The organism is Natrinema sp. LJW11 (assembly GCF_056135975.1).
Genome location: NZ_JBWBDM010000003.1, coordinates 315,492 through 340,938, shown reverse-complemented (window position 1 = coordinate 340,938; position 25,447 = coordinate 315,492). Strand labels below are relative to the sequence as shown.

General features: G+C 64.1%; 24 protein-coding genes, 1 tRNA gene and 1 pseudogene. 14 read left to right on the top strand and 12 right to left on the bottom strand.

The window, feature by feature from the left end; all coding sequences use genetic code 11:
* Nucleotides 1–125: 125 nt before the first annotated feature.
* Nucleotides 126–590, bottom strand: coding sequence for a DUF7975 family protein (locus AC0QDI_RS10665; protein ID WP_474667933.1), 465 nt, complete (start codon nt 588–590; stop codon nt 126–128).
* A gap of 59 nt (nt 591–649) precedes the next feature.
* Between AC0QDI_RS10665 and AC0QDI_RS10660 the strand changes: the two genes are divergently transcribed.
* Nucleotides 650–1,285 (top strand): adenylate kinase, encoded by a 636-nt coding sequence (locus tag AC0QDI_RS10660; RefSeq protein ID WP_474667931.1) that lies wholly within the window; start codon nt 650–652, stop codon nt 1,283–1,285.
* Nucleotides 1,286–1,447: 162 nt separating this feature from the next.
* On the opposite strand, the gene AC0QDI_RS10655 is transcribed toward AC0QDI_RS10660, so the two are convergent.
* Nucleotides 1,448–2,974, bottom strand: coding sequence for a DUF7289 family protein (locus AC0QDI_RS10655; RefSeq protein WP_474667929.1), 1,527 nt, complete (start codon nt 2,972–2,974; stop codon nt 1,448–1,450).
* 232 nt (nt 2,975–3,206) lie between these two features.
* Between AC0QDI_RS10655 and AC0QDI_RS10650 the strand changes: the two genes are divergently transcribed.
* The 7 genes and pseudogenes from AC0QDI_RS10650 to AC0QDI_RS10620 form a co-directional block, all read left to right on the top strand.
* Entirely contained in the window at nt 3,207–4,163 is a 957-nt protein-coding gene (locus tag AC0QDI_RS10650; protein WP_474667927.1) for a DUF106 domain-containing protein, read from the top strand.
* A gap of 100 nt (nt 4,164–4,263) precedes the next feature.
* Complete coding sequence (gene cmk / locus AC0QDI_RS10645; RefSeq protein ID WP_474667925.1) at nt 4,264–4,839, top strand: (d)CMP kinase; 576 nt, start codon at nt 4,264–4,266, stop codon at nt 4,837–4,839.
* Entirely contained in the window at nt 4,839–5,747 is a 909-nt protein-coding gene (locus tag AC0QDI_RS10640; RefSeq protein ID WP_474667923.1) for an RNA-guided pseudouridylation complex pseudouridine synthase subunit Cbf5, read from the top strand. Before cmk ends, AC0QDI_RS10640 begins: the two co-directional genes overlap by 1 nt.
* 89 nt (nt 5,748–5,836) lie before the next feature.
* A tRNA-Pro gene (locus AC0QDI_RS10635) sits at nt 5,837–5,907 on the top strand.
* Nucleotides 5,908–6,016: 109 nt separating this feature from the next.
* Nucleotides 6,017–6,256, top strand: a complete 240-nt coding sequence (locus AC0QDI_RS10630; protein WP_474667921.1) for a DUF7563 family protein — start codon at nt 6,017–6,019, stop codon at nt 6,254–6,256.
* Nucleotides 6,249–6,467 carry a hypothetical protein gene (locus tag AC0QDI_RS10625; RefSeq protein ID WP_474667919.1) on the top strand — a complete coding sequence of 73 codons (219 nt, stop codon included), beginning with the start codon at nt 6,249–6,251 and terminating at the stop codon, nt 6,465–6,467. Before AC0QDI_RS10630 ends, AC0QDI_RS10625 begins: the two co-directional genes overlap by 8 nt.
* A gap of 102 nt (nt 6,468–6,569) precedes the next feature.
* Nucleotides 6,570–6,659 (top strand): annotated as a pseudogene (locus AC0QDI_RS10620) (DUF7692 domain-containing protein); the annotation flags it as partial.
* Nucleotides 6,660–6,696: 37 nt separating this feature from the next.
* Here the strand turns inward: AC0QDI_RS10620 and AC0QDI_RS10615 are convergent.
* Nucleotides 6,697–6,963: a HalOD1 output domain-containing protein gene (locus AC0QDI_RS10615; protein ID WP_474667917.1), complete on the bottom strand. Its 267-nt coding sequence runs from the start codon at nt 6,961–6,963 to the stop codon at nt 6,697–6,699.
* Nucleotides 6,964–7,858: 895 nt separating this feature from the next.
* Between AC0QDI_RS10615 and AC0QDI_RS10610 the strand changes: the two genes are divergently transcribed.
* Complete coding sequence (locus AC0QDI_RS10610) at nt 7,859–8,137, top strand: HalOD1 output domain-containing protein (RefSeq protein ID WP_474667915.1); 279 nt, start codon at nt 7,859–7,861, stop codon at nt 8,135–8,137.
* Nucleotides 8,138–8,261: 124 nt separating this feature from the next.
* On the opposite strand, the gene AC0QDI_RS10605 is transcribed toward AC0QDI_RS10610, so the two are convergent.
* Nucleotides 8,262–9,620 carry a zinc metalloprotease gene (locus AC0QDI_RS10605; protein ID WP_474667913.1) on the bottom strand — a complete coding sequence of 453 codons (1,359 nt, stop codon included), beginning with the start codon at nt 9,618–9,620 and terminating at the stop codon, nt 8,262–8,264.
* 162 nt (nt 9,621–9,782) lie between these two features.
* Between AC0QDI_RS10605 and AC0QDI_RS10600 the strand changes: the two genes are divergently transcribed.
* The 3 genes from AC0QDI_RS10600 (at nt 9,783) to AC0QDI_RS10590 (ending at nt 14,148) form a co-directional block, all read left to right on the top strand.
* Complete coding sequence (locus AC0QDI_RS10600) at nt 9,783–12,557, top strand: ATP-dependent helicase (protein ID WP_474667911.1); 2,775 nt, start codon at nt 9,783–9,785, stop codon at nt 12,555–12,557.
* 181 nt (nt 12,558–12,738) lie between these two features.
* Nucleotides 12,739–13,593, top strand: coding sequence for an alpha/beta fold hydrolase (locus AC0QDI_RS10595; protein WP_474667909.1), 855 nt, complete (start codon nt 12,739–12,741; stop codon nt 13,591–13,593).
* A gap of 30 nt (nt 13,594–13,623) precedes the next feature.
* Nucleotides 13,624–14,148, top strand: coding sequence for an Lrp/AsnC family transcriptional regulator (locus AC0QDI_RS10590; RefSeq protein WP_474667908.1), 525 nt, complete (start codon nt 13,624–13,626; stop codon nt 14,146–14,148).
* A gap of 16 nt (nt 14,149–14,164) precedes the next feature.
* Here the strand turns inward: AC0QDI_RS10590 and AC0QDI_RS10585 are convergent, their stop codons facing one another.
* From AC0QDI_RS10585 to AC0QDI_RS10560, 6 genes are all read right to left on the bottom strand, one after another.
* Nucleotides 14,165–14,617: a PaaI family thioesterase gene (locus AC0QDI_RS10585; protein WP_254761614.1), complete on the bottom strand. Its 453-nt coding sequence runs from the start codon at nt 14,615–14,617 to the stop codon at nt 14,165–14,167.
* A gap of 1 nt (nt 14,618) precedes the next feature.
* Nucleotides 14,619–16,571, bottom strand: coding sequence for a 3-hydroxyacyl-CoA dehydrogenase/enoyl-CoA hydratase family protein (locus AC0QDI_RS10580; protein WP_474667906.1), 1,953 nt, complete (start codon nt 16,569–16,571; stop codon nt 14,619–14,621).
* 561 nt (nt 16,572–17,132) lie between these two features.
* Nucleotides 17,133–18,194: a phosphotransferase family protein gene (locus tag AC0QDI_RS10575; RefSeq protein WP_474667904.1), complete on the bottom strand. Its 1,062-nt coding sequence runs from the start codon at nt 18,192–18,194 to the stop codon at nt 17,133–17,135.
* Between the two features lie 319 nt (nt 18,195–18,513).
* Nucleotides 18,514–19,083: a DoxX family protein gene (locus tag AC0QDI_RS10570; protein WP_474667902.1), complete on the bottom strand. Its 570-nt coding sequence runs from the start codon at nt 19,081–19,083 to the stop codon at nt 18,514–18,516.
* A 310-nt stretch (nt 19,084–19,393) separates the two neighbouring features.
* On the bottom strand, nt 19,394–20,143 hold the full coding sequence (locus AC0QDI_RS10565) for an HAD family hydrolase (protein WP_474667900.1): 750 nt from the start codon (nt 20,141–20,143) through the stop codon (nt 19,394–19,396).
* On the bottom strand, nt 20,140–21,345 hold the full coding sequence (locus AC0QDI_RS10560) for a lactate 2-monooxygenase (RefSeq protein WP_474667898.1): 1,206 nt from the start codon (nt 21,343–21,345) through the stop codon (nt 20,140–20,142). The genes AC0QDI_RS10565 and AC0QDI_RS10560 overlap by 4 nt, the downstream gene beginning before the upstream one ends.
* Nucleotides 21,346–21,524: 179 nt before the next feature.
* On the opposite strand from AC0QDI_RS10560, the gene AC0QDI_RS10555 reads away from it, so the two are divergent.
* The gene (locus AC0QDI_RS10555) at nt 21,525–22,301 is read left to right on the top strand and encodes an SDR family NAD(P)-dependent oxidoreductase (protein WP_474667896.1); all 777 of its coding nucleotides are present in this window, start codon (nt 21,525–21,527) and stop codon (nt 22,299–22,301) included.
* 111 nt (nt 22,302–22,412) lie between these two features.
* Here the strand turns inward: AC0QDI_RS10555 and AC0QDI_RS10550 are convergent, their stop codons facing one another.
* Nucleotides 22,413–22,817 carry a carboxymuconolactone decarboxylase family protein gene (locus AC0QDI_RS10550; RefSeq protein WP_474667894.1) on the bottom strand — a complete coding sequence of 135 codons (405 nt, stop codon included), beginning with the start codon at nt 22,815–22,817 and terminating at the stop codon, nt 22,413–22,415.
* 245 nt (nt 22,818–23,062) lie between these two features.
* The gene (locus AC0QDI_RS10545; RefSeq protein ID WP_474667892.1) at nt 23,063–24,220 is read right to left on the bottom strand and encodes an MFS transporter; all 1,158 of its coding nucleotides are present in this window, start codon (nt 24,218–24,220) and stop codon (nt 23,063–23,065) included.
* Nucleotides 24,221–24,434: 214 nt separating this feature from the next.
* On the opposite strand from AC0QDI_RS10545, the gene AC0QDI_RS10540 reads away from it, so the two are divergent.
* Entirely contained in the window at nt 24,435–25,436 is a 1,002-nt protein-coding gene (locus AC0QDI_RS10540; RefSeq protein ID WP_474667890.1) for a TIGR04024 family LLM class F420-dependent oxidoreductase, read from the top strand.
* The last annotated feature ends 11 nt before the right edge of the window (nt 25,437–25,447 follow it).

Below are 25,447 nucleotides of genomic sequence, written 5' to 3'. Positions count from 1 at the left end.
TCGACTGACGAGACTGGTCGGTGCGTCGCGGGAAGTCCATATCGAGTCTTGTGACTCTTCGTATTATAGTTCCCCGATACCGTCCGTCACCGGCGCCACGGTCCCGAACGGTCTTTCGTGACTGTTCACACCTCGACGACCCAGACGCGAAACCCTGTCGGTAGATCGTACACCTCGAGGAAGGCCTCGTCGACGAACTGGGCGATTCGATTCGAGTCCGCCTTCGCGCTGATCCGGGCGTTGACTCCCTCGACCTCTTCGGGTCGAATCAGTTCGTCGATCTTGAACGCCGGAAACTCACCGAGGACGGTCTTTAGCGTCTCCAGTTCCGCGTCGGTACAGTCGAGGTTGACCGTTCCGTCGCCGAACTGGATCCACGGAACGCCCAGCTCCGCGGGCGTCCCATCGTCCGATTCCTCCTCGGAACCTGGCATCGTCTCCGTCTCGTCACTCCCGTTTGCGTCCCCATCGAGGACGGCGTCGTCGGCCTCGAACGTCAGAAAGGCGCTCTCGCGCTCGCGATGTGCGGCGATGGCGTCGACGTACAGTTTCCGTCGCTCGGCGGGTTCGGACGCATCGAAGCGAGTCATAGTCGGACGGACGTGCCCGATTCTTTAAGCCTTTATGCGGTGCCCCTGAACGGAGACGTATGGCTCAGCCACGAATCCTGATCCTGGGCGCGCCCGGTGCGGGGAAGGGGACCCAGAGTGCAAAGATCACCGACGAGTTCGACGTCGATCATATCACGACCGGGGACGCGCTCCGAAACAACAAGGAGATGGACATCTCCGAGTTGGACACCGAGTACGACACGCCGGGCGAGTACATGGATCGGGGCGAACTCGTCCCCGACGAGGTCGTCAACGCCATCGTCGACGAGGCGCTCTCGCAGGCCGACGGCTTCGTCCTCGACGGCTACCCGCGGAACGTCGAACAGGCCGAGGAACTCGAGGACATGACCGACCTCGACGTCGTCCTCTCCCTCGAGGTGGGCGAGGAGGAACTCGTCCACCGGCTGACCGGCCGCCGCATGGATCCCGAAACGGGCGACATCTACCACGTCGAGTACAACCCGCCGGAGGATCCCGACGTCGAGGCGCGCCTCGAGCAGCGCGACGACGACACCGAGGAGACCGTGCGGGAGCGACTGTCGGTCTTCCACGAGAACACCGAGCCCGTTATCGAGTATTACGAGGCGGAAGGCGTGCTCGAGCGAGTCGACGGCGAGCAGGCTCCCGACGCGGTCTGGGAGGACGTGAAGGAAACGATCGAAAACGCGGCGTAACTGGCCAGTAGGTCTGGTGGAGTCGATTCCGCTTAACGCGAACGACGCCGTCGCGGTATTCGGTCTCGACTCTCGAATATCGTTCTCTTGTCAGCGAATCGCGGTGCATTCGGTGAGCCGGATCGACGATTGAGATCTCGTTCCCGGCTTCGAGCGGTCCAATTAGTTGAGCTTGAGTTCGGCGATTCGAATGTTGAACGAATGTTTATGCTCATTGAGTCCATACAGAATCTCCGCCTGAACGCTCGAGGTCGCGTACGGTGACTCTCCCTCAAGATCTTCGTCGTAGTACAGGTTGAAGTGCCCGCCTTTCTTTTTGCTACTTCCTACGAGTTCGCCGATTGCCATCCCACCATAGATGTCGAGTTGCGAATCGCCGACGTCGATGGTCGAACTGGTACCGTAGAGGAGGCCGGTCACCTTCACGTGGCCGGCGACAGGGATATCGTCCCGGACGAAGATCGAGACCTGATCACCCTGATGTGGTCCCGCTGTCGTCACTTCCGCTCCGTCCTCGAGGTGGAGTGAGCCGTGGACGTGAACGTCGAACGCCTCTTTTGCCTCGATCGTGGCATCGTCGATAGTCAGATTCCCGTCGACGACCAGTATCGACTGTTCGGTGACCTCGAGATCGGAACTGAGAGTGGTCGAACCGTCGACGTAGTAGACGCCGCCCGTGAGGTCATCGCCCGCCTGATACTCTTCTGCATCCGATGTGTTCTTCGCTTTGTCGGGAGAGATGAGGAGTTCGCTCGTCGGAGTCGGCTCCTCGAGATTAACGTTTTCTTTAATTTCCCCGGTGACATTTATGTTCCCTCCCCCATTTAAGTCATTTCCGAAGAGTAGATCTCCAAAGACCGATAGACTGCCGCCATTGTTTCCGTCATTTTCCTTTACCGCCATGATCGCGTTGTGTCGTGAAGCCGATTGGTCGTAGTCTCCGTTGTAGCTCTCGATATGGGTATTCGGAAGCTCGTTCAGGTTGAACGACCCGTCGGATGCACCGAAACTCAACGAATGCGAGATATCACGCGGGCCGGTATCAGTGACGTTGTATTCGACGCGCGTGACTCCGTTGTTCTCGGTGACGATTGCATTGGCTTCCTCGAACGCATCGGCCCACTGCTGTGAGTACTCGCTTTCGATTTCGATGACGAGGGAGTCTTCGGGACGCAAGGTCGGCGCGCTTCGTCCCTGCGGTCGAATTTCGCCGTCGAAACTCCCACCGTTCTTGTAGTCGATGAACGTCGGGATCTGAATCATCGAGGAGCCCGCTTCGAACTGGAACGGCGGTGATCTCACGACCTGCTCGCCGTCCATGACCAGTCCGCCTTCGTAGACGAGTCCATCGTAGCGCAGTTGACCGGTGTTTGCATCGACCGTCTGATTACCGTCGACAATGATACTGATTTCTGCTCCTTCGGAGAGCTCGTAACTGTTCTGCAACCCCGTCATCGTGTTCGGATTGCCGGACTGAATCGACGTTTCCACGGCGTGTGAGACGGCCGTAATCTCGTTTTGGTTCCGTTCCGACGTAGATTGATCCTGTGCAGCACCGAGCGCAGCAGATCCGACGACTAGAACCGAAATAGCGGCGATGAGAACGAAGCCGATAAGCAACACGATAGCAAGCACCTCCGACTGGCCTCGTACTGCTGAAAAACGAACGCGCGACTCTCTCTCCCCCATTATAATTAGTACTGTATACGATAGCCGACCATAATAAGTAGTTTGGTTGAATGTCTTTTTTACGAAACTTTCACACCATCGGATTACCACCTATCTTGACACCGATTTAATTGTTGGAAATAATTCACAGAAAGACCCGCCGGACGTCTGCCCACCGACCGGTCGCTCGAGTACCGCGGGCTCCACCCGAAGAAAAACACTTGTATATCGGACCAACCCTAGCACAAACCAGATGACGCGTACAGCCGAAAAGATCGACGCCCTCGTTCGCGAGGATTCCTCCATGGCGGCAGCCCTCGAGGCGATCCGCGATGAAGCCGACAGGAACGGCGGCGAGGTCCAGTGGGCCGACGTCAGCGACGACCTGACGAGCGGACAGTGGGGGCGACTGATCGAGAAAGGAGTGTTAGTCGACGGCGACCAAGGGTTCGTGATCGCCGATCGCGAGGCCTACGATCGGGCACTCGACGGCGATGGCGACGGTGGCAGCGGTGCCCCGGCCGACGTCGACATCGACGAGGAGGAATCGAGCTGGTCGCAGTGGGACAAGCTGGCCGGCGTGGGGGCACTCCTGTTGATGCCGGGGTACTGGTTCGACTCGATTCAGAACGTCGTCGGGAATGCAGTCAACGTCGTGCTCGGTCCGCTCGATGCGGCGTTACCGTTCTACGCCGTGATCCTCTCGGTCGCGCTGCTCACCGGTCTCTACTCGTCGCTGCTCCAGGCGAACCTGATGAACACGGAGATTATGGGCAAGTATCAAGAACGGATGAAGTCCGTCCAGAACGAACAGAAGGAACTCCGGCAGAAAAAGAAAGACGCCGAGGACCGCGGCGCGAGCGAGGCCGAAATCGAACGCATCGAAAACGAGATCGAAAAGGCCCGCGAAGAGCAGATGGAGGCCATGGCGGACAACCTGGGCATGTTCAAAGAGCAGTTCCGCCCGATGGTCTGGATCATGCTGTTGACGATTCCACTGTTCCTCTGGATGTACTGGACGATTCGGACGGGCGCTATCGGCGCGGCAGAGGAGACCGTCGTGATGCCCCTCGTCGGCGAGATCGAGTGGCAGGAAGGCGTGCTCGGACCGATGCAGGCGTGGATCGTCTGGTACTTCCTGTGCTCGATGGGGTTCTCCCAGTTGATCCGTAAGTCGCTGAACATCGATATGTCGCCGTCGAACGCCTGAGCTGACCCGTCGGCTACCAGCTCTTCTCGTTTGCTTTGGACCGGATCGACCGGCTTCGCGCATTCAAAACCCATTTCACCTGCCCCCTCGCAGATCGACTATGTTACTCACCGTCTCCGGCCCGCCGGGAAGCGGGAAGAGCACGACCGCCGAGTTGCTCGCCGACGCCTTCGATCTCGACCACGTCAGCGGCGGTGACATCTTCCGCGATCTGGCCGACGAACGCGGCTACACCCCCCTCGAGTTCAACAAGCTCGCCGAGGAGAACGACGAGATCGACCGCGATCTCGACCGGCGGCTGCGAGAGATCGCGGTCGAGGAGACCGATCTCGTGCTCGAGTCCAGGCTCGCGGGCTGGCTGGCCGGCGAACAGGCTGATTTCCGCTTCTGGCTGGACGCGCCGGCACGGGTTCGGGGGAAACGCATCGCCGAGCGCGAGGCGAAAGATCCCGATCGCGCGACCGAGGAGACGAAGGCCCGCGAAGCCAGCGAGGCCCAGCGCTACGAGGAGTACTACGGGATCGACATCCGAGATCTGACTATCTACGACCTCTCGGTGAACACGGCCCGCTGGGAGCCCGACGCCGTCCTCGACATGCTCGTGACCGCCGTCGAACGCTACGACGCCGCCGGCGACGAGGGGAAAGCGCTCGTCGACCTCGAGACCGACTTCTAATGACGCTCCGTGGCCCACCGGGCGAGCGCTCGCCCGCCGAGTTGCTCACCTTCGGCGTCGTCAACCTCGACAAGCCGCCCGGTCCGTCCTCGCATCAGGTCAGCGGCTGGCTGCGCGACGCCGTCGACGAGACGCTGGCCGAGCGCGGCGTCGAGTCGCGGATCGATCGCGCCGCCCACGCGGGGACGCTCGATCCGAAGGTGACCGGCTGTCTCCCGATGATGCTCGGCGACGCGACCCGGCTCGCACAGGTCTTTCTCGAGGGCGGCAAGGAGTACGTGGCCGTCCTCGAGTGTCACGCGCCGGTTCCGGCCGACGCCGAGTCGGTCGTCGCGGAGTTCGAGGGGCCGATCTATCAGAAGCCCCCGCGCAAGAGCGCGGTGACCCGTCGCCTGCGCGTTCGTGAGATCTACGAACTCGAAGTGCTCGAGGCCGAGGACCGACGGCTCCTCGTGCGGATGCGTTGCGAGAGCGGGACCTACGTCCGCAAACTGTGTCACGACCTCGGACTGGCGCTGGGAACGGGCGCGCACATGGGGCACCTTCGCCGGACGGCGACGGACCCGTTCGACGATCGGACGCTCCACAGTGCCCACGATTTCCTCGACGCGCTGGGCTTCTGGCTCGAGGACGACGACCCCGAACCGCTGTACGACATCGTCGAGCCCGCAGAGCGCATGCTCGAGGGGATCCCGAGCGTCGTGATCGCTCGGAACGCGGCCCGCGAGGTGGCCGAGGGCGCGCCGGTCTACGCGCCGGGCGTGCTCGAGGCCGACGACGGGATCGAGCAGGGAGCGCTCGTGGCCTGTTACACGCCCGACGGTGCGGCGGTGTGTCTCGGCGAACTGGCCGGTGATGTCGACGCTGACAGCGGTGTTGTGGTGGATCTCGAGCGCGTGCTGGTCTGAGCGGTCTCGATCGATTGGTGACGGAAACCCGTGTTGGAGCGGCCGCGAAACGACACTCTTAAGCGGCAGACGGGCATCGAATCAGGTACGGGACCGTGGGGTAGTGGTATCCTCTGCGGATGGGGTCCGTAGGACCCGAGTTCAATTCTCGGCGGTCCCACTCGAAATCATCTAAGTGTTCAACTCTTAGCGTCTCGTCCCCTCGAGACGGCCGAAAATCCAATTCTCGGTCTCGGTATATTACCACATAGTCGACAGACTACCGGGAGGTGGTCAGCGTGACGGTCGCTCCCTGGCCGTCGGTCGACAACTCGACGTGCAAGCACTGTGGAGCCCACGTCACCGACCACTTCTCGCGAGTTTTCGGTGACAACCGCAACCGAGCCCACCGCTGTGGCGACTGCGATACCTACGCACGACTGAGCCGCGGCTCCGCTGCTGGCGTCGACGTTTCGATTCCGGACCCGGAGACATCGCCCGGCCGCCACGGAGGTGAGACCGATGTCTGAGCGCCTCGAGTGGCCGGATGGATTCGAGCGGACGCCGGCCAGCGAACGTGACTCCTATCCGCACGGGTTCCGCGTCTCTCGTACTCGAGCGTTCGACAACGTCCTCGAGGAGCGGCGGAAGGTGGACGACCGCAACGTGCAGATCGAGACGACTGCATCACACACGCAAGCGCAACCACATCGGCCGTACGCTGACCGATCACCCTGCTGAAAGACGATCCACTTGTCGAGGGCTACTCGATAAACACGGCGATCTCGAGGGAGACCGAGCAAGAAGAACACCGGGAACTCGAGCGTTCGAAGGCCAGCGGCGGACGCCCTCACGCTCGAGCAGCGCCGAGAGACCGCCGAGACGATTTCGACTCGAGCAGTGACGTTCGAGGTCACTACTGAGGCCGACTAACAAGAGATCGAATTTCAGTCCCGGGGTTCAGAGCGGGTCACACTGCCGTTTTATTGGGATCGAAGGACGATACGCGTTTCTCGATATTCACATCTCCCGTACTATCGACAGTCACCGTGTAGCCTCTGTAGGCGAATTCGACTGTAGACGGACTCCTATCGGGATCACTTGCTTCATAGAGTGAGTCGAGTGCGTCCGTGTTAATCGCGGAGTGGATCGGTGGGTTGAGTTCTTCCGGTTCGACCCCTTCCCGTTCGGCAATTTTTTCTACGATCTTCAGACTGAGTGATTGAGTCGATTGCACGGTCACTGATGTCAGGAACTGCCACATAAAACCAGACGTTCCTCTACTGACGTGCGTCAGACGACGGTAACTGATGCCGTTCCGTGACAGACACCGGTTCGAGGGAAATTGGTGATTAAGGCGGAACGGAATCGCTTATTCAGAAGATAGTATCGATCGAGACTTTCGCTCGCTCGATTCCGCGGTGATCGCCGCCACCGTGCCACCGTAATAGCGGTACATCGCGCAAGCGGACTCTTTTATCACGTAGGATCGTGCGGCCAGAGCGCCCGTGCGCTCGATAGACAAACTGCAGCCCCCTGGAGGTTCGTGAAGTAAACACGTGACCACCGCCATGCGGTCAGCTACTGTTTCGGCGGTGATCACCCCATTCTCGCTTCTCGCCGCCGTTTTGATCATCGCTCCACCACGTCGAGACGGTCGACGCGGCGAACGGGACGTATTCGACGGTTTTGCGGATCGAGAAACCGTTTTTCCGGCTTTCTTTGATCGTTTACGTGGCGACGCGTTTTACGTCCTCGTCGGCGATGGTGTCCTCGCTCGAGTCGTGGCCGCTCGGAGCGGTCCACGACCAGCCTGACGCCTCTTCGGTCCCATCGACCTGTCGGTCTGGCGGTCGGCAGTATCGTTCACACCGATATCTGTTGATTAGAGCCATAGTGAACTGTTTCACTCGACGGAATCCGATCGAGCGTTTCAGACGCGTCACAGGGATCGTCGCTTCACAACCTCGGGTGCGAGAGCACGTGGCCGTGACCGGGAAACGCCGAACTCACGATCACGCACCATCCTTCGTTGGAGCGAGGGCAGGCGTCTGACGTGCGTCTGCCACGTGGCTGCCAGCCGTCAGTAAAGTATCGAGGGAATTATTGCGATCCTCGTTGCCGCCCGTCATATGTCAGCAACGACTCCGACTAGCATCAGGGTGGTGCAGGGGGTGGCAGCACACGAGGGGACCGACCCGATGGATCTCGAGCCACCGCTGCACGCGGTCATCGATACCGACGCGCTCGACGCGCTGTTTCGTCCGGACGAGGATCCGAGCGAGGCCGCAGCGTCGGTCGAGTTCGCGTACCGAGGCAAACACGTGTCCGTCGATAGCGCGGGCCGCGTCGATGTGACGGAGAACGACGCCGACCGAAGCGGTTCGACCGGGACCGGTCCAAGACGGTAGTCGCCGAGTCCGATCGGACGCTGTCGACCGCCGCGTCTCGAGTCAGACGGTCTGCTATCAGTCAGTCCCGGCGCGACCGCAGGCCGGATCGCGTCGCGCCGGTACATTGGTACAGCAAACCGTCTCAGCCGTCCACGGTGACGGCGGACGTCGCCGGCGTGAACATGTGCTCGTCGAGATAGCTCCAGTCGTCGAAGGTGCGGGGCCCGGATTCCGAGGAGAAGCCGTAGAACTCCCGCGGCGCGTCGTAGTTCATAACGCTCGTGTAACTCCGGAAGCCGTATCGGGCGGAGTCGATCCCGTCGAAGTCAGTGTTCGACAGCCCGAGCGAGTGGCCTAGCTCGTGCATCACGGTCGACCCGGTGTGGTCGTCGCCCCACTGGTCTTCGACCATCATCGTTCCGAGCCCGGCCTTGCCGATGACGTTCCCCCGGGCGGTATCGCCGGCGACGTTCTCGACGATGGCCAGATAGTGATATCCCTCGCCAGTCCGGTCGAAGTATCGCGATCGGTACTCGGTTAGCTGGCCGACATCGGTCGACGAGTCACGGGGAATCGCATCGCTGTAAACGACGTGCAGGTCCGCGCCGGACGATCCGCCGGGGTTCGAGAGCGGCGCGGCGTCGAACTCGTCGACGACTCGCTCGATCTCGGCGCGCTCGAGGTTGACCCCCTCCATCCGGTCGAGTTCGACGTAGATGTCCGTCCTGAGCGGGTCGGCGTCGGGATAGAGATCCTGCCGGTGGACCTCCGCGCCGTCCGAGAGCCCGTCGCCGTCCGTATCCGACTCGAGCGGATCCGTCCCGTGCTCGTGGACTTCCGCGCCGTCGTTGAGTCCGTCACCGTCCGTATCGGCGGCGGTCGGATCGGTGTCGTACTCGTCGATCTCGGGGCCGTCCGCGAGCCCGTCGCCGTCCGTATCCGACTCGAGCGGATCCGTCCCGTACGCCTCGAATTCGTCGGAATCGGTCAGTCCGTCGTCGTCGGAATCGGGCGTCAACGGATTCGTCCCGTGCTCGTGGACTTCCGTCCCATCGTCGAGGCCGTCGCCGTCAGTGTCCGACTCGGTCGGGCCAGTCTCGTAGTCGCGAACTTCCGGGCCGTCGTCGAGACCGTCGCCGTCGGTGTCCGCCTCGAGCGGCTCGGTCTCGTGGTCGCGGATCTCCGCGCCGTCGTCGAGGTCGTCGCCGTCAGTATCCGCCTCGAGCGGATCCGTCCCGTGGTCGTGCACCTCCGTTCCGTCCGCGAGCCCGTCACCGTCCGTATCCGCGGCGGTCGGGTCGGTCCCGCGTCGCTTTTCCGCGCCGTCATCGAGTCCGTCTCCGTCGGTGTCGCCGTCGAACGGGGCGGTTCCGTCGCGGAGTTCCACCAGCATCGGCTCTCCGTCGCCGTCGGGATCGACGACCGTCGCACCGGCGACGACCCCGGTCGTTAGCAGCCCGACGAGAAGAACGAGAACAGTGAGCACCCGTGGAGATCGCATTTCCTGACTGTCTCGAACGAAAGAATAACTATATTGTGGCTGTCCCCGAAAACCGATCTGACGCCGTGGCAGTTCGGGGCCGGCGGGAGGCGAACTGCCGGCCGTTTCACTTTCACCCCGCCGTCCAAACCCTCTTACACGCCGGCCCCCGAGACGACGGTAATGGACGGGAACGAGCGCCTCGAGTTGCCGGTCGCCGACGACGCCCTCCCTTTCGATCCCGCCGCTGCGACGATCGAAGACGGCGACGTCTTCGACCTCCTCGAGCCGGCGGTCCAGGAGTGGTGGCTCGCGGCGTTCGGCGAGTTCGTTCCCGAGAACGAGGGGTTCTTCACGCCGCCACAGCGGGGCGCGATCCCGAAGATTCACGAGGGGACGAACACCTTGGTCTGTGCGCCGACTGGCAGCGGCAAGACCCAGGCCAGTTTCTGTGCGATCATCAACGAACTGTTCAAGCGCGACGGGGCGGACGGGCTCGAGAACTCGGTCTACTGCCTCTACGTCTCCCCGCTCAAATCCCTCGCGAACGACATTCACCGCAATCTCGAGGTCCCCCTCGACGGCATCGAGGAAATCGTCGCCGAGCGCGACGGCGACGACTCGATGGGCGAGATTCGCCACGCCATTCGCCACGGCGACACCTCCTCGAGCGACCGCCAGAAGATGCTCGAGGAGACGCCCCACATCCTCAACACGACGCCCGAGACGCTCGCGATCCTCCTCAACTCGCCGAAGTTCCGCGAGAAGCTCCGCACCGTCGAGTACGTCATCGTCGACGAGATCCACTCGCTGGCGGCGGGCAAGCGAGGGACGCACCTCTCGGTGAGCCTCGAGCGACTCGAGGCGATGGCCGCGAACGAGATCACCAGGATCGGCTGCTCCGCGACGATCGAGCCACTGAATCGCGTGGCTGAGTTCCTCGTTGGCCGCGCGGAGCCCGGCGGTCAGCCCCGGGACTACGATATCGTCGACGCTCGCTTCGCCCGCGAGTTCGATCTCCAGCTCGAATGCCCGACGGACGACCTGATCAACACGCCCCGCGAGGTCGTCCAAGAGCGGTTTTATCGGATGCTCCACGACCACGTCCAGGGACACACGAACACGCTCGTTTTCACCAACACGCGCTCGGGCGCGGAGCGCGTCCTCCACAATCTCCGAGAGCGATTCGACGCCTACGACGAGGAGAACTCGGGGTGTCACCACGGGAGCCTCTCGAAGGAGGTCCGGCAAGACGTCGAGGGACGACTGAAAGCGGGCGACCTCGACGTGGTCACCTCCTCGACGAGCCTCGAGCTGGGGATCGACATGCCCCACGTCGATCTGGTCGTACAGGTCGGCTCGCCCAAGTCCGTCGCCGCCTTGCTCCAGCGGGTCGGGCGGGCGGGCCACCGCGTCGGCCAGACCGTCACCGGCCGAGTGATCGCCCTCGACCGGGACGAACTCGTCGAGTGTGCGGTCATGCTCAAGACGGCCGCGGAGGGGTTCGTCGACTCCGTGTCGATCCCCGAGAACGCCCAGGACGTGGCCGCCCAGCACGTCTACGGGATGGCGATCGCCGAGATCAGACCCGAGGTCGACCTCACGGCTATCCTCCGGCGCGCGTATCCCTACCGCAACTACACCGACGACGAGTACGAGTCGCTCATGCGATACCTGACGGCGGAGTACGCCGGCCTCGAGGACCGCAACGTCTACGCGAAGGTCTGGCGCGACGAGAACGATCCGCCCGACGGCGAACACCACTACGAGGAGTACCCGGTCGGCGAGCGACTGATCGGTAAGCGCGGCCGGCTCGCGCGCGTCATCTACATGACCAACATCGGGACGATTCCGGACTCCTTTACCTGCGACGTCAAGACGCGCGCGAGCGACGAGTGGGTCGGCCAGCTCGACGAGTCCTACCTCGACACCCTCGAGAAGGGCGACGTCTTCGTCCTCGGCGGCGATCACTTCGAGTACAGCTACCGGCGCGGATCGAAGGTATACGTCGACCGCACGAGCGCCCGGCCGACCGTCCCCTCGTGGTACTCCGAGCGGCTCCCCCTCTCCTACGACCTGGGCTGTGAGATCCTCGACTTTCAGGGTGAACTCCTCGCGCACTACGCGGACGGCGGCCCCCCGCGGGTCCGCGCGTGGCTCCGGGAGTTCCCGCTGGACGACGACAGCGTCCGGGCGATCGCTCGCCTGTTCGAGTACCAGTGTCGGTACGCCGACGCGGCGAGCGTGAGCGCGCCCGACCGGCTCGCGATCGAAGTCGTCCGCGACCGCGAGGAGTACGAGCGTCACTACTACGTTCACTCGAACTACGGCCGCAAGGTCAACGACGGGCTCTCGCGCTTGTTCGCGTACCGCTGTGCGCAGGAGGCGACGGCCAACGTCCGCGTGGCGGTCGCGGACAACGGCTTCGTCCTCTCGATGCCCCTCAACCGAAAGGTCGACATCGAGGGCGTCATCGACGACCTCGAGCCCGACGACGTCCGCGCGGATCTCCGGGCGTCGCTGTCGGGAACCGACCTCCTCCAGCGCTACTTCCGGATCAACGCGACCCGATCGCTGATGATTCTCAAGCGCTACAAGGGCTACGAGAAGTCAGCGAGCGAACAGCAGGTCTCCAGCGAGATGCTGCTGGGGTTCGCCGAGGAACTCGAGAACTTCGCCGTGATCGAGGAGACCTACCGCGAGATCCTCGAGGACAAGCTGAACGTCGACGAGATCGAGGGGATAGTCAGCGCGATCGACGCGGGCGATCTCGCGGTCTCCCGACGGCTCCTCGATTCGCCGACGCCGCGGGCGTTCGGTCTCGCGACGCTCTCGGCCAGCGACGTCGTCCTCGCCGAGGACGAGAGCGCCGCGCTCCAGTCGTTTCACGACCGCGTGCTCGAGGAGATCGGCGAGGAGTCGCTGGCGGGGCTGTCGACGGGTCCCGAGGGCGAGTAACGGAGACTGCGTTACCAACGGTAGGCAGCTCCCAAACTGACTTTGTGTTGGAAACTGAAATGGTGGTGTATCACCGATGCGACGCCAGACAATTCCACGCGCAGAGGCCGACGATCGGTATCGCGAACCAAACGACGTGAGCCGTCTTCCACGGATCGGTCGTCGGAACGGGGTGCGATAGATGGTCGATCACGAGACCTGGAGCGACGAGCAGTCGACGACGACGGTCTCGGTCGACGACCGCGACCTCGAGGTAGCGTACCACGACACCGGTCCCGACGAGGGCGATGACCCGCCGGTCGTCTTCGTCCACGGCATTCCGACCTGGTCGTTCCTCTGGCGCGATATCGTGCCGGCGGTCGCCGAGGATCGACGCACGATCGCGCTCGACATGGTCGGCTACGGCAACTCCGCGATGAGCGACGATTTCGATCGCTCGATTCGGGCCCAGGAACGGATGCTCGAGGCCCTCCTCGCCGACCTCGGTATCGATCGAATCGCGCTCGTCGCCCACGACATCGGCGGCGGCGTCGCCCTTCGCTTCGCCGCGCACAATCCCGACGCGGTCGACCGACTCGTCCTCTCGAACGCGGTCTGTTACGACTCCTGGCCGGTCGAGTTCGTCTCGAATCTTGGCCTCCCGTCGACGGCCGATCTCGAGCGCGAGGAACTCGAGGGACGCCTCGATTCGGCGTTCGTCGAGGGCGCCTACGGCGAGGCGGATCCCGAGTTCGTCGACGGTATGAAAGCGCCGTGGCTGACCGACGACGGTCACGTCTCGCTGGTTCGCGACGCCGTCGCGACGAACACCAACCACACGACCGAGATCGACTACGAGGCGATCGCCGCGGAGACGTTGCTGCTGTGGGGCGAAGACGACGTGATGCAGCCCTACGCGTACGCCGAACGATTGGCCGAGGATATCCCGGACGCGACGCTCGCGCCGCTGTCTGACGCCTACCACTGGGTGCCAGAGGACCGATCCGACGCCTACGCCGACCGCCTCCGTGAGTTCCTGTCCGGAACGGAAGTGTAACAGTATGTCAGCTACGACGTTCACGCACCTATGAGTGGTGACCCACCGACCTGGGAGTTCAAAGATCGCGACATCGCGATCCTCTGTGAACTCTCGAACGATCCGCAGTTGTCCTCCCGGGAACTCACGCAGGTGCTCGAGGAGGAGTACGACATCGATGTCTCCCACGTCACCGTCAGCGAGTCGATCCGGCGGATGCGCGACGAGGGCGTCTTCCGCGAGGCGATCATCCCCAACGAGGAGTATTACATCTTCGCGCTGTTCGAGTTCAAGTTCAATCCCGAGAACTTTGCCGAGAGCTGGCGCGACGCGATGGAGTATATCAAGGCGGACAAACACACCCTGTTCTTCTTCCTCTCGGACGGGGAGTACCAGTGGAAGACCGTGATGATGTTCCGCGACCGCCAGGAGGTCTCCCAGTGGATCCACGAGTGCTACACCGAATACGGCGACGTCATCGCGAACGTTCGCAACTCGGCGGTTCACAACGTCCTCAAGTTCCAGACCGATCCGCGGATCTACGAGGACTTGCGAAAAGAACGCAACGAGCGGTAACCCCGCCCGGTAGTTGTTAGCCGTCGATGCCGTCGCGGAACAGCCGGTAGGTAGTCCGGCCGACGGCAGCCTCGCCGTCTTCCCCCTCGATGGTCACGTCGGTGACGCCGGTCGAGCCGCCGACGCGAAGTACTTCGGCTTCGGCCCGCAGGTCGCCCGTCGCCGGCCGCAGATACGAGACGTTGAGGTCTGTCGTCGTCAGGAACGCCTCCGACGGGTTCTCTAACGTGCTTCGGAGCGCGAACGCACTCGAGGTGTCGATCAGCGTCGCGACGATCCCGCCGTGGACCGGATCGTATCCCTCGGTCCCGGTAGGGTTCTCGAAGTCCTCGTTTCGCTCGATGACGAGGACCGCACGTCCGTCCTCGAGGTGGTCGACGTCGATGTCGAGCCACGACAGGTAGCCGTGGTGCTCGACGAACGACGCCCACTCGGGCCACGCGGACGGCTCGTCCGGTCCATCGGTCATCTCACTTGCCCTCGAACTCGGGCTCGCGGTCCTCCGCGAACGCCGCGGTCCCCTCGAGGACGTCCTCGGTGCTCGACAGGAGGCCGAAGCCCTGGCTCTCCATGGCGACGGCGGCCTCGAGGCTCGCGTCCTCGCCTTCGTTCATGACTTTCTTGGCGATCTTGAGGGCGATCGGCGGGCCGCCGGCGAGGTCGGAGACGAACTCCTCGACGGTGTCGTCGAACTCGTCGCGCTCGACCGAGCGGTTGATCAGGCCCCACTCCTCGGCGCGGTCGGCGTCGATGTGGTTGCCTCGGAAGACCAGTTCCTTCGCGCGGGTCTCGCCGAGGATGCGGGTGAGTCGCTGCGTGCCGCCGCCGCCGGGGATCAGGCCGAGGTTGATCTCGGGTGCGCCGAACGACGAGCGGTCGGTCGCGACGCGCAGGTCGCAGGCCAGCGCGAGCTCGAGGCCGCCGCCGAGACAGAAGCCGTCGATCTTCGCGAGGACGGGGCGTTCGAAGTCGTTGACCGTCTCGAAGGCGGGCGTCACGTCCATCAGGTCGGTCGGGTTCGCGTCGCTGAAGCCGGAGACGTCCGCACCGGCGCAGAACGCCTGGTCGCCCGCGCCTTCGATCGTCGCACACCGGACGTCGTCGGTGTCGACCGACGAGAACAGCTCGTCGATCTCGTTCAGCAGGTCCTCCGAGAGCGCGTTCATTCGGGACGGTCGGTCGAGTTCGACGGAGAGGACGCCGTCCTCCAGCTCGTAGTTCAGGTCGTGATAGGGGCCGAGTTCGTCGTCGCCGTAGTCGTAGAAGCCGGCACCGGCGTCCTCGCCGGTTTTGCCTTCCTCGACGAGCTGCTCGAGGTACGGATGGGGCTCGTAGCGGTCCGAGCCGGTCTCCTCGTAGAGGGTCTCGAGCTTCTTGAGAACCGTATCGAGACCGAGCTTGTCCGCGCGGCGGCAGATGCCCTCGGGGAAGCCGAGCCCGAGCTGGACGCCGGTGTCGACCTCCTCGGGTTTGGCGACGCCGTCGCCGACGAGGGAGGCGGCGGCGTTGATCATGCGCGCTTCGACGCGCAGCCAGTCGAAGTCGCCCGCGTCTTCGGGTTCGTAGTCCGCGCCGTCGCCGTCCTCGTAGTCGTAGAACCCCTTCCCGGTCTTCTGGCCGAGTTCGTCGTTCTCGACTTTCTCCTCGATGATCGGCGGGACCGGCTGACCGGCTTCCTTGCGGACGTGGTAGCCGATGTCGATCCCGCTCAGGTCGGCCAGTTCGAACGGCCCCATCGGGTAGCCCCGCTCGTGGACCATCGTCGCGTCGACCTCGCGGATCGTGGCCTCGCCGTTCGAGACCATCCAGGAGGACTCGTCGCCGAACGGCCCGACGATGGTGTTGACGACGAAGCCGCGGACGTCCTTGCGGACGTAGATCGGCGTCTTGCCGATCGACTCGACCCACTCGTAGCCCGCTTCGGCCGCCTCGTCGCTGGTATCCTCGCCGTAGATGACCTCGACTAAGTCCATCTTCACCGGCGGGTTGAAGAAGTGTAGGCCCAGCACGCGCTCGGGCGTGTCGACGGCCTCCGCGATGTCCGTGATCGGGAGACTCGAGGTGTTGGTCGCCAGCAGCGTGTCCTCGCTGGTGTACTCCTCGAGGGAGGTGAAGATGTCGTGTTTCAGGTCGAGGTCTTCGGGTGCGGCCTCGATCACGAGGTCGGCGTCGGCGACGGCCTCCTCGAGGTCCGTCGTGATGTCGATCCGCGAGAGGACCTCGTCGGCGGACTCGTCGATGAGTTCCTTCTCCTCGAGTTTCTCGAGGCTCCACTTGACCGACTCGTAGCCGTCCTCGACGAACTCGTCTTTGATGTCCCGCATCGTGACGTCGTAGCCGGCCATGGCCGTTACTTCGGTAATTCCGTGCCCCATGTTCCCCGCGCCCAGCACTGCAACGCGGTCGATGCTGTCCAGTGACATGGTCGTGTGATTGCTCGGGATGGTCTTAATACCACCGAACCGACTTAGCAATGTTAAGCCCGTTGTCCGCCGTTGTACCGCGCATACGCTGACTCGAGTTTCAAGTAAACGTCGGTAATCGCGACTCGAGTTTATTCCGATCGGACGGCCGACCAGCGGTCGACGGGGACGGGATGAGTTCGATTTCGCGATCGACTCGAGTCGTCCGACTCGAATGCCCCTCGTCGATTGCTGCATGGGACGTACAGGCGATCGATGTATCACTTCGGACCGGCCAGCCGGCGTGCAGTGGCGCGCACTGGAAGCCGACCGAACGAGAGTGAGGGCGGCTGACGACATTGCGCGAGGGATGAGTGAGGGAGCGCAGCGACCGAACGAATCGGTTGGGGAGGGCGTGGCGATCCCCTGTTGCCGCGATAGCAGGACGCGTTGCCTTACCCGATCCCTTTAGAATACACTGTTCCGTTCACTCTACCCGAACAGTTCGTTCGATCCATCGGTCGTTTCGCTCGCCACTCGAGCGGCACGCGCTTGTTGATGGAAAATCGCAAACTGATCGCGCTACAGCGGTTCGTCGCCCTCGATGATCCGCTTCGCTCGCGCGGCCAGCGCCGGGACGCGCTCTTCCATCTTCGGGTACATCGGATCGTCGCTGTTCCCCTCGAGGTAGCGCCGGAAGAACATCTCGCCGAGGCCGGCCAGCTTGTAGACGGCCAGCGTCCGGTAGAACCGCTCGTGTTCGAACTCGTAGCCGGTCCGCTCCTCCCAGCGCTCGACCAGTTCGGCTCGGCTCGAGTAGCCCTCCCGCTCCATGAAGCGGGTCGAGAGTTCGGGAATCGACGGCTCGGGGTCCTTCGCGTCGCGCCAGTAGGAGAGCATCCAGCCCAGATCGGCGCGCGGATCGCCGAGCGTGGCCATCTCCCAGTCGAAGACGCCGATCAGTTCCGGCGGCGTCCCCGGCGCGAACATGACGTTGTCGAGCTTGTAGTCGCCGTGGACGAGCGTGTGGGGGTGTTCTTCGGGCACGTTGTCGCGGAGCCAGTCGCCGACCTCGTGGAGGACGGGAACCTCCCGCTCCTCTTCGGTCACTTCGAACGCCCATGAGAGCTGTTTGCCCCAGCGGTCGACCTGTCGCTGGGTGTATCCCGACGGCCGGCCGAACTCGCCGAGTCCGATCTCCTCGTAGTCGAGATCGTGAATCGTCGCCAGATTGTCGACGAGCTCCTCGCCGACCCGCCGGCGATACTCCGGTTCGGCGAATCGCTCCGGTTCGTCCTCCCGGAGGACGTCCCCCTCGAGTTGTTCCATCACGTAGAAGTCGCTCCCGATGACGTCGTGGTCGTCGCAGGCGAGTACCGGCGTCGGCACGGGAACGTCGGTGTCGGCGACCGCGTTCGTCACGCGATACTCGCGGAGGACGTCGTGTGCCGTGTCGGCGGTTTCGCCCGGCGGCGGCCGCCGGATAACGAACTCGCGGTCACCCCAGGTGACGAACAGGGTTTCGTTCGAGTGTCCCTCCTGATGGCGGGCGATGTCGTAGTCGTCGACCTCGCCGAGGTGTTCCCCCAGATACGCGACCAACGCGTCCTCGTCGACGAGGCGCTCGTAGTAGTTCTCGCTCATGGGAGCGACTCGGCGGTGTTTTCGGCGTGGACGGCCGATACGGTGTCAACCCTCGGTTCGTGATTCGCTGTGGGCATTGTCGTCTGCTAATACGTCCCCCCTTTACGAAAATAGTTACGCTGCGAATCATCTTTTACAATGTTTGTGAGGTGGAAGTTACCAATGGACGCGGAAAGTGACCGGAGATCCGGCGCGAAGTAGCCCCTCGAGCGGACCCGCCCCGGACGTTCGTCGGGAACGCGACCGGCTCGCGGGCCACTCGCCGTACGCGGACTGGGAGGACAGACGCGTACTCAGGAGAGAGAAAAGAGAACGCGACTTACCCGAGGATGTAGTCGAGTTTCGGATACTTCTCGAGCAGCGGTTGGCCGTCGACCTCGTACTCCTCGATGAGTCGGTCCAGCCCGAGGATCCGGCCGGCACCGAAGGCGGCGACGGCGAGGAACACGAGCATGTACGCGAAGTCGCCGTTGATGATACCGTGGGCGATATCCCAGTTCCCGAAGTAGAACATGAGCATCATGAGCGCGCCAAAGAACGCCGCGAGGCGGACGAGCGCACCGACGAGCAGGCCGAGGCCGATCAGGACCTCTCCCCACGGGACCGCGACGTTCGCGAATTCGACGAACCACGGCGTACTGCCCATCCAGGCGAACACCCCGGCGAGGGGATTGCCGTTCGTGGCGGCGCTGTGAGTCAGGTAGCCGCCGGCGCTAAAGCCTCCCTCCGCGACCTTCGTGGCCCCGGAATAGAGGAACGCGTAGCCCATCATGAGCCGCAGCGCGAGCACGAACCACGCGCTCAGGCTGTGGGCCTTCGCGCGGACGCTGACGCCACCGATCTCGCTTTCGAACACGTTCGCACCGACAGTCATCTTCTCTGAGGACATGTGATCTTCACCTACTTCGATAGGAGTCGACAGACGACATATAAACAGCTGTGAATTCCACGATCGCGGGAATCTACTTGTACAGCTCCTCGAGACGGTCCCGTTGGATTTACGGGCTCGGTTCGAAATCGCGATCGACTTAAATAGACTCCCCGGCGAGTTCAGGAACGAGCGGCTGACTCAGGTCCGGAGAATCGATTTCCGGTTCTCGCTCGAGTCGAGTGAGTGCCATTCGACCCGCATTTCCTCGCCGGAGCGTCCGCCGTCTCGATCAGCGCGGCTCATCGCCGCCGTCAGCGCGGGTCCCGCGCTAACTGTTCGTCGAACCGTGTTCGACACCGTCGACGATCTCGAGGACGTCCGTCGGCGTCTCGATCCGGTAGGAGACGGCCGGACCGTCGTCGGCCCCGAACGCGACGCCGTGCATTCCCATCGCCGCGGCCCCCTTCACGTCGTGGTCGTAGCGATCGCCGATCATCAGCGACCGTTCCGGGTCGACGCCGGCCTTCTCGAGCGCCGTCTCGAACATGGCCGGATCGGGCTTCGTGCGCCCGACCTCCTCGGAGGTGGTGATCGAATCGAAGCGCTCGCGGACGCCGAAGCGCTCGAGCATCTCCCGGCCCTCCGCGTCGTCGACGTCGCTGATGACGCCGACGTGGAGGTCCCGCTCGGCGAGGCGTTCGATCGTCTCGACGGCCCCCGGGATCGGCTCGATCGAGGATCGAACGACCTCGTCGAATCGGGGCTGCCAGTCGGCTCGAGGGATCTCCTCCCCGACGATGGCCGCGACGCCGCGGTGGTAGCCGTCGCGAGCCGACCGGAACTCGGTGCCGTCGCGCTCGCGGAAGTAGTTTCCGACGGTCGACCGCCAGGTGTCGATGGCCTCCTCGACCGTCGCGTCCACCTCGTGGCGCTCGAGTAGGTCCGCGATGAAGTCGGCGTGGGCGGCCTGGACGGAATCGAGCGCGAGGATGACGCCGCCGATGTCCCAGAAGACGGCCTCCCACTCGCCGTCTGCGGGTGCGGTTGCGTCGCCGTCCGCCGTCGCGTCCTCGCTCATCGCTCGGCCCTCCGGATCGTCGACCGGTCGATCTCGTCGATGCTCGCACACCCCGAGAGCCCGACCGTCAGATCGAGATCGGCCAGCAGGTTCTCGAGGACGGCGCTGACGCCGTCCTCGCCGCCGATTCCGAGTCCGAGCGCGTAGGGCCGACCCAGCAGGACCGCGTCGGCACCGAGCGCGATCGCCCGGATCACGTCGCTCCCGCGTCGGATGCCGCTGTCGAAGAGGACTGGAACCTCGCGGTCCGCGCTGGTCGCGTCCGCGACCGCGTCGACGACGTCCGGGAGCGCGTCGAGCGCCGGAATCGCGCCGTCGACCTGCCGGCCGCCGTGGTTCGAGACGACCATCCCGTCGACGCCGCGTTCGACCGCCTCGCGAGCGTCGTCGGGGTGGAGTACGCCCTTCACGACGATCGGCAAATCGGTCTGGGCCTCGAGCCACTCGAGGTCGTCCCAGGTCAGCGAGGCGTCGCCGAAGCAGGCCTGCCAGGACGCGATCGCAGCCTCCTGATTCTCCCGGGGATCGGCCCCATCGAGTCGCTCGCGGAAGGCCGGATCCTCGAAGTAGTTTTTCAGGCCCTGTGCCTCGAGGAAGGGGAGGTAACCGAGTTCGACGTCGCGTTCTCGCCACCCCATTTTCGGCGTGTCGAGCGTGACGACGACGGCCTCGTACCCCGCGTCCTCGGCGCGCTCTAGAAAGCTGGCCGCCACGTCTCGATCGGAACTCCAGTAGAGTTGGAACCAGCCCGGACTCTCGCCGAGTTCGTCGCCGACTTCCTCCATCGAGTACGAGGAGACGGAGCTACAGATCATCGGCACCGAGAACTCGCTCGCCGCGCGGGCGACGGCCAGTTCGGCCTCCTCGTGGAGGATCGACTGGACGCCGATCGGTGCGAGCAAGACGGGCGCGGGGTACTCGCGGTCAAAGAGGTCGACCGACAGGTCGCGCTCGGAGATGTCCCGCATGATTCGGGGAACGATCTGCCACGCGTCGAAGGCGCGGTCGTTCGCGGCGACCGTCGACTCCGAACCCGCGCCGCCCGCGACGTAGGCGAACGCCTCCTCGCTGAGTTCCTCGCGGGCGCGTTCCTCGAGGTCCTCGTAGGAGACGGGGAACTCGGGGGGTTCGTCCTCGAGCATTCCGTTGAGATAGACCTCGGCCTGGCGATCCGGTCCGTAATCGGGAGTGTCTGGTGTCATGGTCGTGTCCGTGACGGCGACCGTCCCGTCGCCGTCGCGTGAATATCTGTGCCAGCGCTTGCCACTCACTTAACGGTACGGTATCCATGCCCAGCTTTATTAACAGTTGCTGCGAATGGCCGAACGGATCTAACAATGGTAACGAGTCAACTTCGAGTCGCAGTCGTAGGTGACCGCGCGTGAGTACAGACCAATTCAGCGTCGACGGCGAAACCGCCATCATCACGGGCTCCTCGAGCGGAATCGGGAAGTCGATCGCCGAGCGCTTCGCCGCGGACGGCGTCGACGTCGTCGTCTGCTCGCGCGAGCAGGGGAACGTCGATCCGGTCGCCGAGGGGATCAACGAGAGCGACAGGCCCGGCCGGGCGCTGCCGGTCGAGTGCGACGTGACCGACCGCGAGGCCGTCGATGCGCTCGTCGAGGCCACCGTCGAGGAGTTCGGCGGGCTGGACGTACTGGTCAACAACGCCGGCGCGTCCTTCATGGCCCAGTTCGACGAGATTTCGCCGAACGGCTGGAAGACGATCGTCGACATCAACATCAACGGAACCTATCACTGCACGCACGCCGCCGCGGCGCACCTCAAGGACGGCGGCGGTTCGGTGATCAACCTCGCGAGCGTCGCGGGCCAGCGCGGCTCGCCGCTGATGAGTCCCTACGGCGCGGCCAAGGCCGCCGTGATCAACCTGACGACGACGCTCTCCTACGAGTGGGCCGACGACGACGTGCGCGTCAACTGCATCGCGCCGGGCTTCGTCGCCACGCCGGGCGTCGAGAGCCAGATGGGCGTCTCCGCCGACGAAATCGACCGCTCGGAGGTCTCGCGCCGGATCGGCACCGTCGAGGAGATCGCCGACCTCACCCAGTTCCTCGCCAGTCCCGCCTCGTCGTATATCGTCGGCGAGACGATCACGGCCCAGGGCGTCCCGCAGATTTCCGAAGACCACGACGTCTGAGCTCCCGCCTTTCGCTCGAGCGACTCGGCTCACGACGCTGCCAGGCGTGCGCTCGAGCGCCCGGCGATCGTCGTCCGTCGAACGAAATATCGTGACCGGACGTCCGGCCGTTCAGTCGTCGCTCGGTGCCGCGGATCGCTGTTCCTCGACGTGCTCGGCGATTTCCGCGGTCTCGGTCGCGAACTCGTCGCGATCGATCTCCGCCCCGTGGAGCACCGTCGAGAAGTAGCGCACGCCGCTCGTGACGGCGATCGCTTCGGACATCTCCGCCTCCGTCACCCCCTCGAGTTCCGCTTCCGCTCTGTGGAAGCGGATGCAGTACGGACACTGTATCGCCGCCGCTGCGCCGAGGGCGACGAGCGCCTTTTCCCGCTGCTCGAGCTCCGTCTCTCCGAGCTGGAGGTCTCGAACGATCCCCCAGCTGTGGTCCGCGGCCGGCTCCGGCAGCGCGTCGATCCAGCTCGGAACCCGGCCGAGATACTCCGCCATCTCCGCTTGCGTTTCGTTTGTTGTCATTGTCCCCTCCTCCGGGTTTCGCGTCCGTCGTTCGGAGCAGTACTGACTACCCCGGTGACGACCGGAAACCCACACTCTTTTTCCCCTCGAGAAGAGATGAAACTATCACATAGTCATTTGATAGCACGGGGCGTGTATTTACCGGTGGTTTCGATAACTACTGGACCGGTAGCGATCGCGAAAATCCGTAGCCGACCCCGATATCGTCGTCCGTCAACGGTCGCTACTTCCCGGCAGATACCGGTTCAACTCGGGAGTTTGCCCTGCCGTTCGAGGAGGACGAGAACGACGAGCGAGCCGCCGAGGAAGAGGGCGGCGCTGCTGAACACCGCGTCGTAGGTGTAGTCGCGCTCGAGGAAGAAGCCCACGGCGGACGACCCGAGCGCCTGCGTGAGCATCCAGATCGAACTGAACACGGCGTAGGTACTCGCCCGCGTCGAATCCGGCAGCGTATCGAGGAGGTACGTGTCCGTCGCCGGGAACAGCGCGTGAATAACGAAGCCGACGACCGCGGAGACGACGACCAGTGCGAGCAGGCCCTCGACCGCCGTCAGTACGAGGAGGCTCGCGGCGAACGCGCCGACGATTCCGAGCAGGGACGGGACCTGCGGGAACCTGTCGGCCAGGTCGCCCCCGAAGTAAAACGCGGGAACGCCGGCGGCGAAGACGATCGTGAGCATCGTCCCCGCCATCCGATCGGAGAGTCCCTTCGACTGCATGTACAGTTCGTAGAAGTTGAACAGACCCTGCCAGACGAAGACGGGTGCGCCGACGATCGCCAGGCCGGTGACGATGAGCCGCCACTCCGAGAGCGCGCCGGCGACGAAGTCCCGATCGGCCCCTCCTGCACTCGGCATCTCGGTATTCCTCGCGACGAGCCACGTGACGGTCGTCACCACTGCCGCGCCGACGGCGATCGCCCACAGCGAGAGCCGCCAGTCGACGACGAGCGTGAGCGCGACGAACGGGGCGGCGATCACCGCGGCGAGCTGGCTGGCGGCCCCGTGGATCCCCATGACGCGGCCGACGCGCGACGGGAACAGTTCGCTCAACAGCGGATTCGCCGAGACGAAGTAGGCCCCGGAGGCGATGCCCATGAGGAAGGCTCCGCCCATGAGCTGTGGGACCGTCGTCGCGGTCGCCGCGATCGCCGAGGACGCGGCGAGAATCATCCCCGACCCGACGACGATGTGGTGTCTCGGGACCTTCGTGAGGAGCCACCCGGTCGGCAGCCGAAGGGAGGCGCTCCCGACCCACGCGAGCGTTACGATGAGTCCGGCGGTCGCCTCGCCGATCGCGAACTCGGCGATGAACACGTCGAGCAGCGGTGCGAAGATGACTCTGGCGAGGTTGAGCAGAAAGACGAGGCCACAGAAGGAGGCGAAGAGTCGTTCGCGGGTCACAGTCACTAGTTTCGACAACGGGCCTCAAACGTTCCGAAACCGGCCGATCGCGCGGCAGTTTGACGGCTGGTTCGGATCGGTCCGACGTACGCGAAATACGAGTATTAGGCTACGTTCGAGTAACGGGTCGCGCTCGAGTCCGAACCGTAAACGGTAGTCCTCGGGCACCCGGTTCCCATACACCCAAAAGGCACCGTTCCGTCTGTGATCGATGATGACAGACAGAGATGTCCACCTGCCGGTGGCCGCACAGCCGACGATCGACTCGATCGTCGACTATGCACAGACCGCCGAGGACGGCGGGTACGACTGCGCCTGGCTCCCGGAGACGTGGGGGCGCGACGGCGTCACCGTGCTGACGGCGATGGCCGAGCGCACCGAGTCGATCGACGTCGGCTCGAGCATCCTCAACACCTACTCGCGGTCGCCTGCCCTGCTGGGCCAGACCGCGGCGACGCTACAGGAACTCTCCGAGGGCCGGTTCCGGCTCGGGCTCGGTCCGAGCGGCCCCGTCGTGATCGAGAACTGGCACGGCGTCGAGTTCGGCAACCCGCTCAAGCGCACCCGGGAGACGGTCGAGATCGTCCGGCAGGTGCTTTCCGGCGAAACGGTCGACTACGACGGCGACGATTTCGACCTTTCGGGCTTTCGCCTGCGCTGTGATCCGCCGGAGACGCCGCCGCCGATCGAGGTCACTGGCATGGGCCCCAAGGCGGTCGAACTCGCGGGGCGGTTCTCCGACGGCTGGCACGGTATCATGCTCACCCCCGACGGAATGAAAGACCGCATCGAGGACATCGAGCGCGGTGCCGATCTCGGTGATCGCGACCCGTCGGACGTGCAGGTCTCCGCCGGCGTCACCTGTTGTGCGCTCGAGGACCCCGACGAGGCCCGCGCGCTCGTCCGCCAACACATCGGCTTCTACGTCGGCGGCATGGGCACGTTCTACCGCGACGCCCTCGAGCGACAGGGCTACGACGAGGCGACCGAGATCTACGATTCCTGGCAGGACGGCGACCGCGAGCACGCCCTCGAACTGGTCGAGGAGAACATCCTCGACGACCTCTGTGCGGCCGGGGAGCCGGAGACCGTCCGCGAGCAACTCGAGCGCTACGAGGCGGTCGACGGGGTCGACGCCGTCTCGGTCAGCTTCCCGCGCGGCGCGAGCGAGGAGCAGGTTCGCAAGACGATGGAAGCGGTCGCGCCCGAGAACTGAACGGGTTCCGA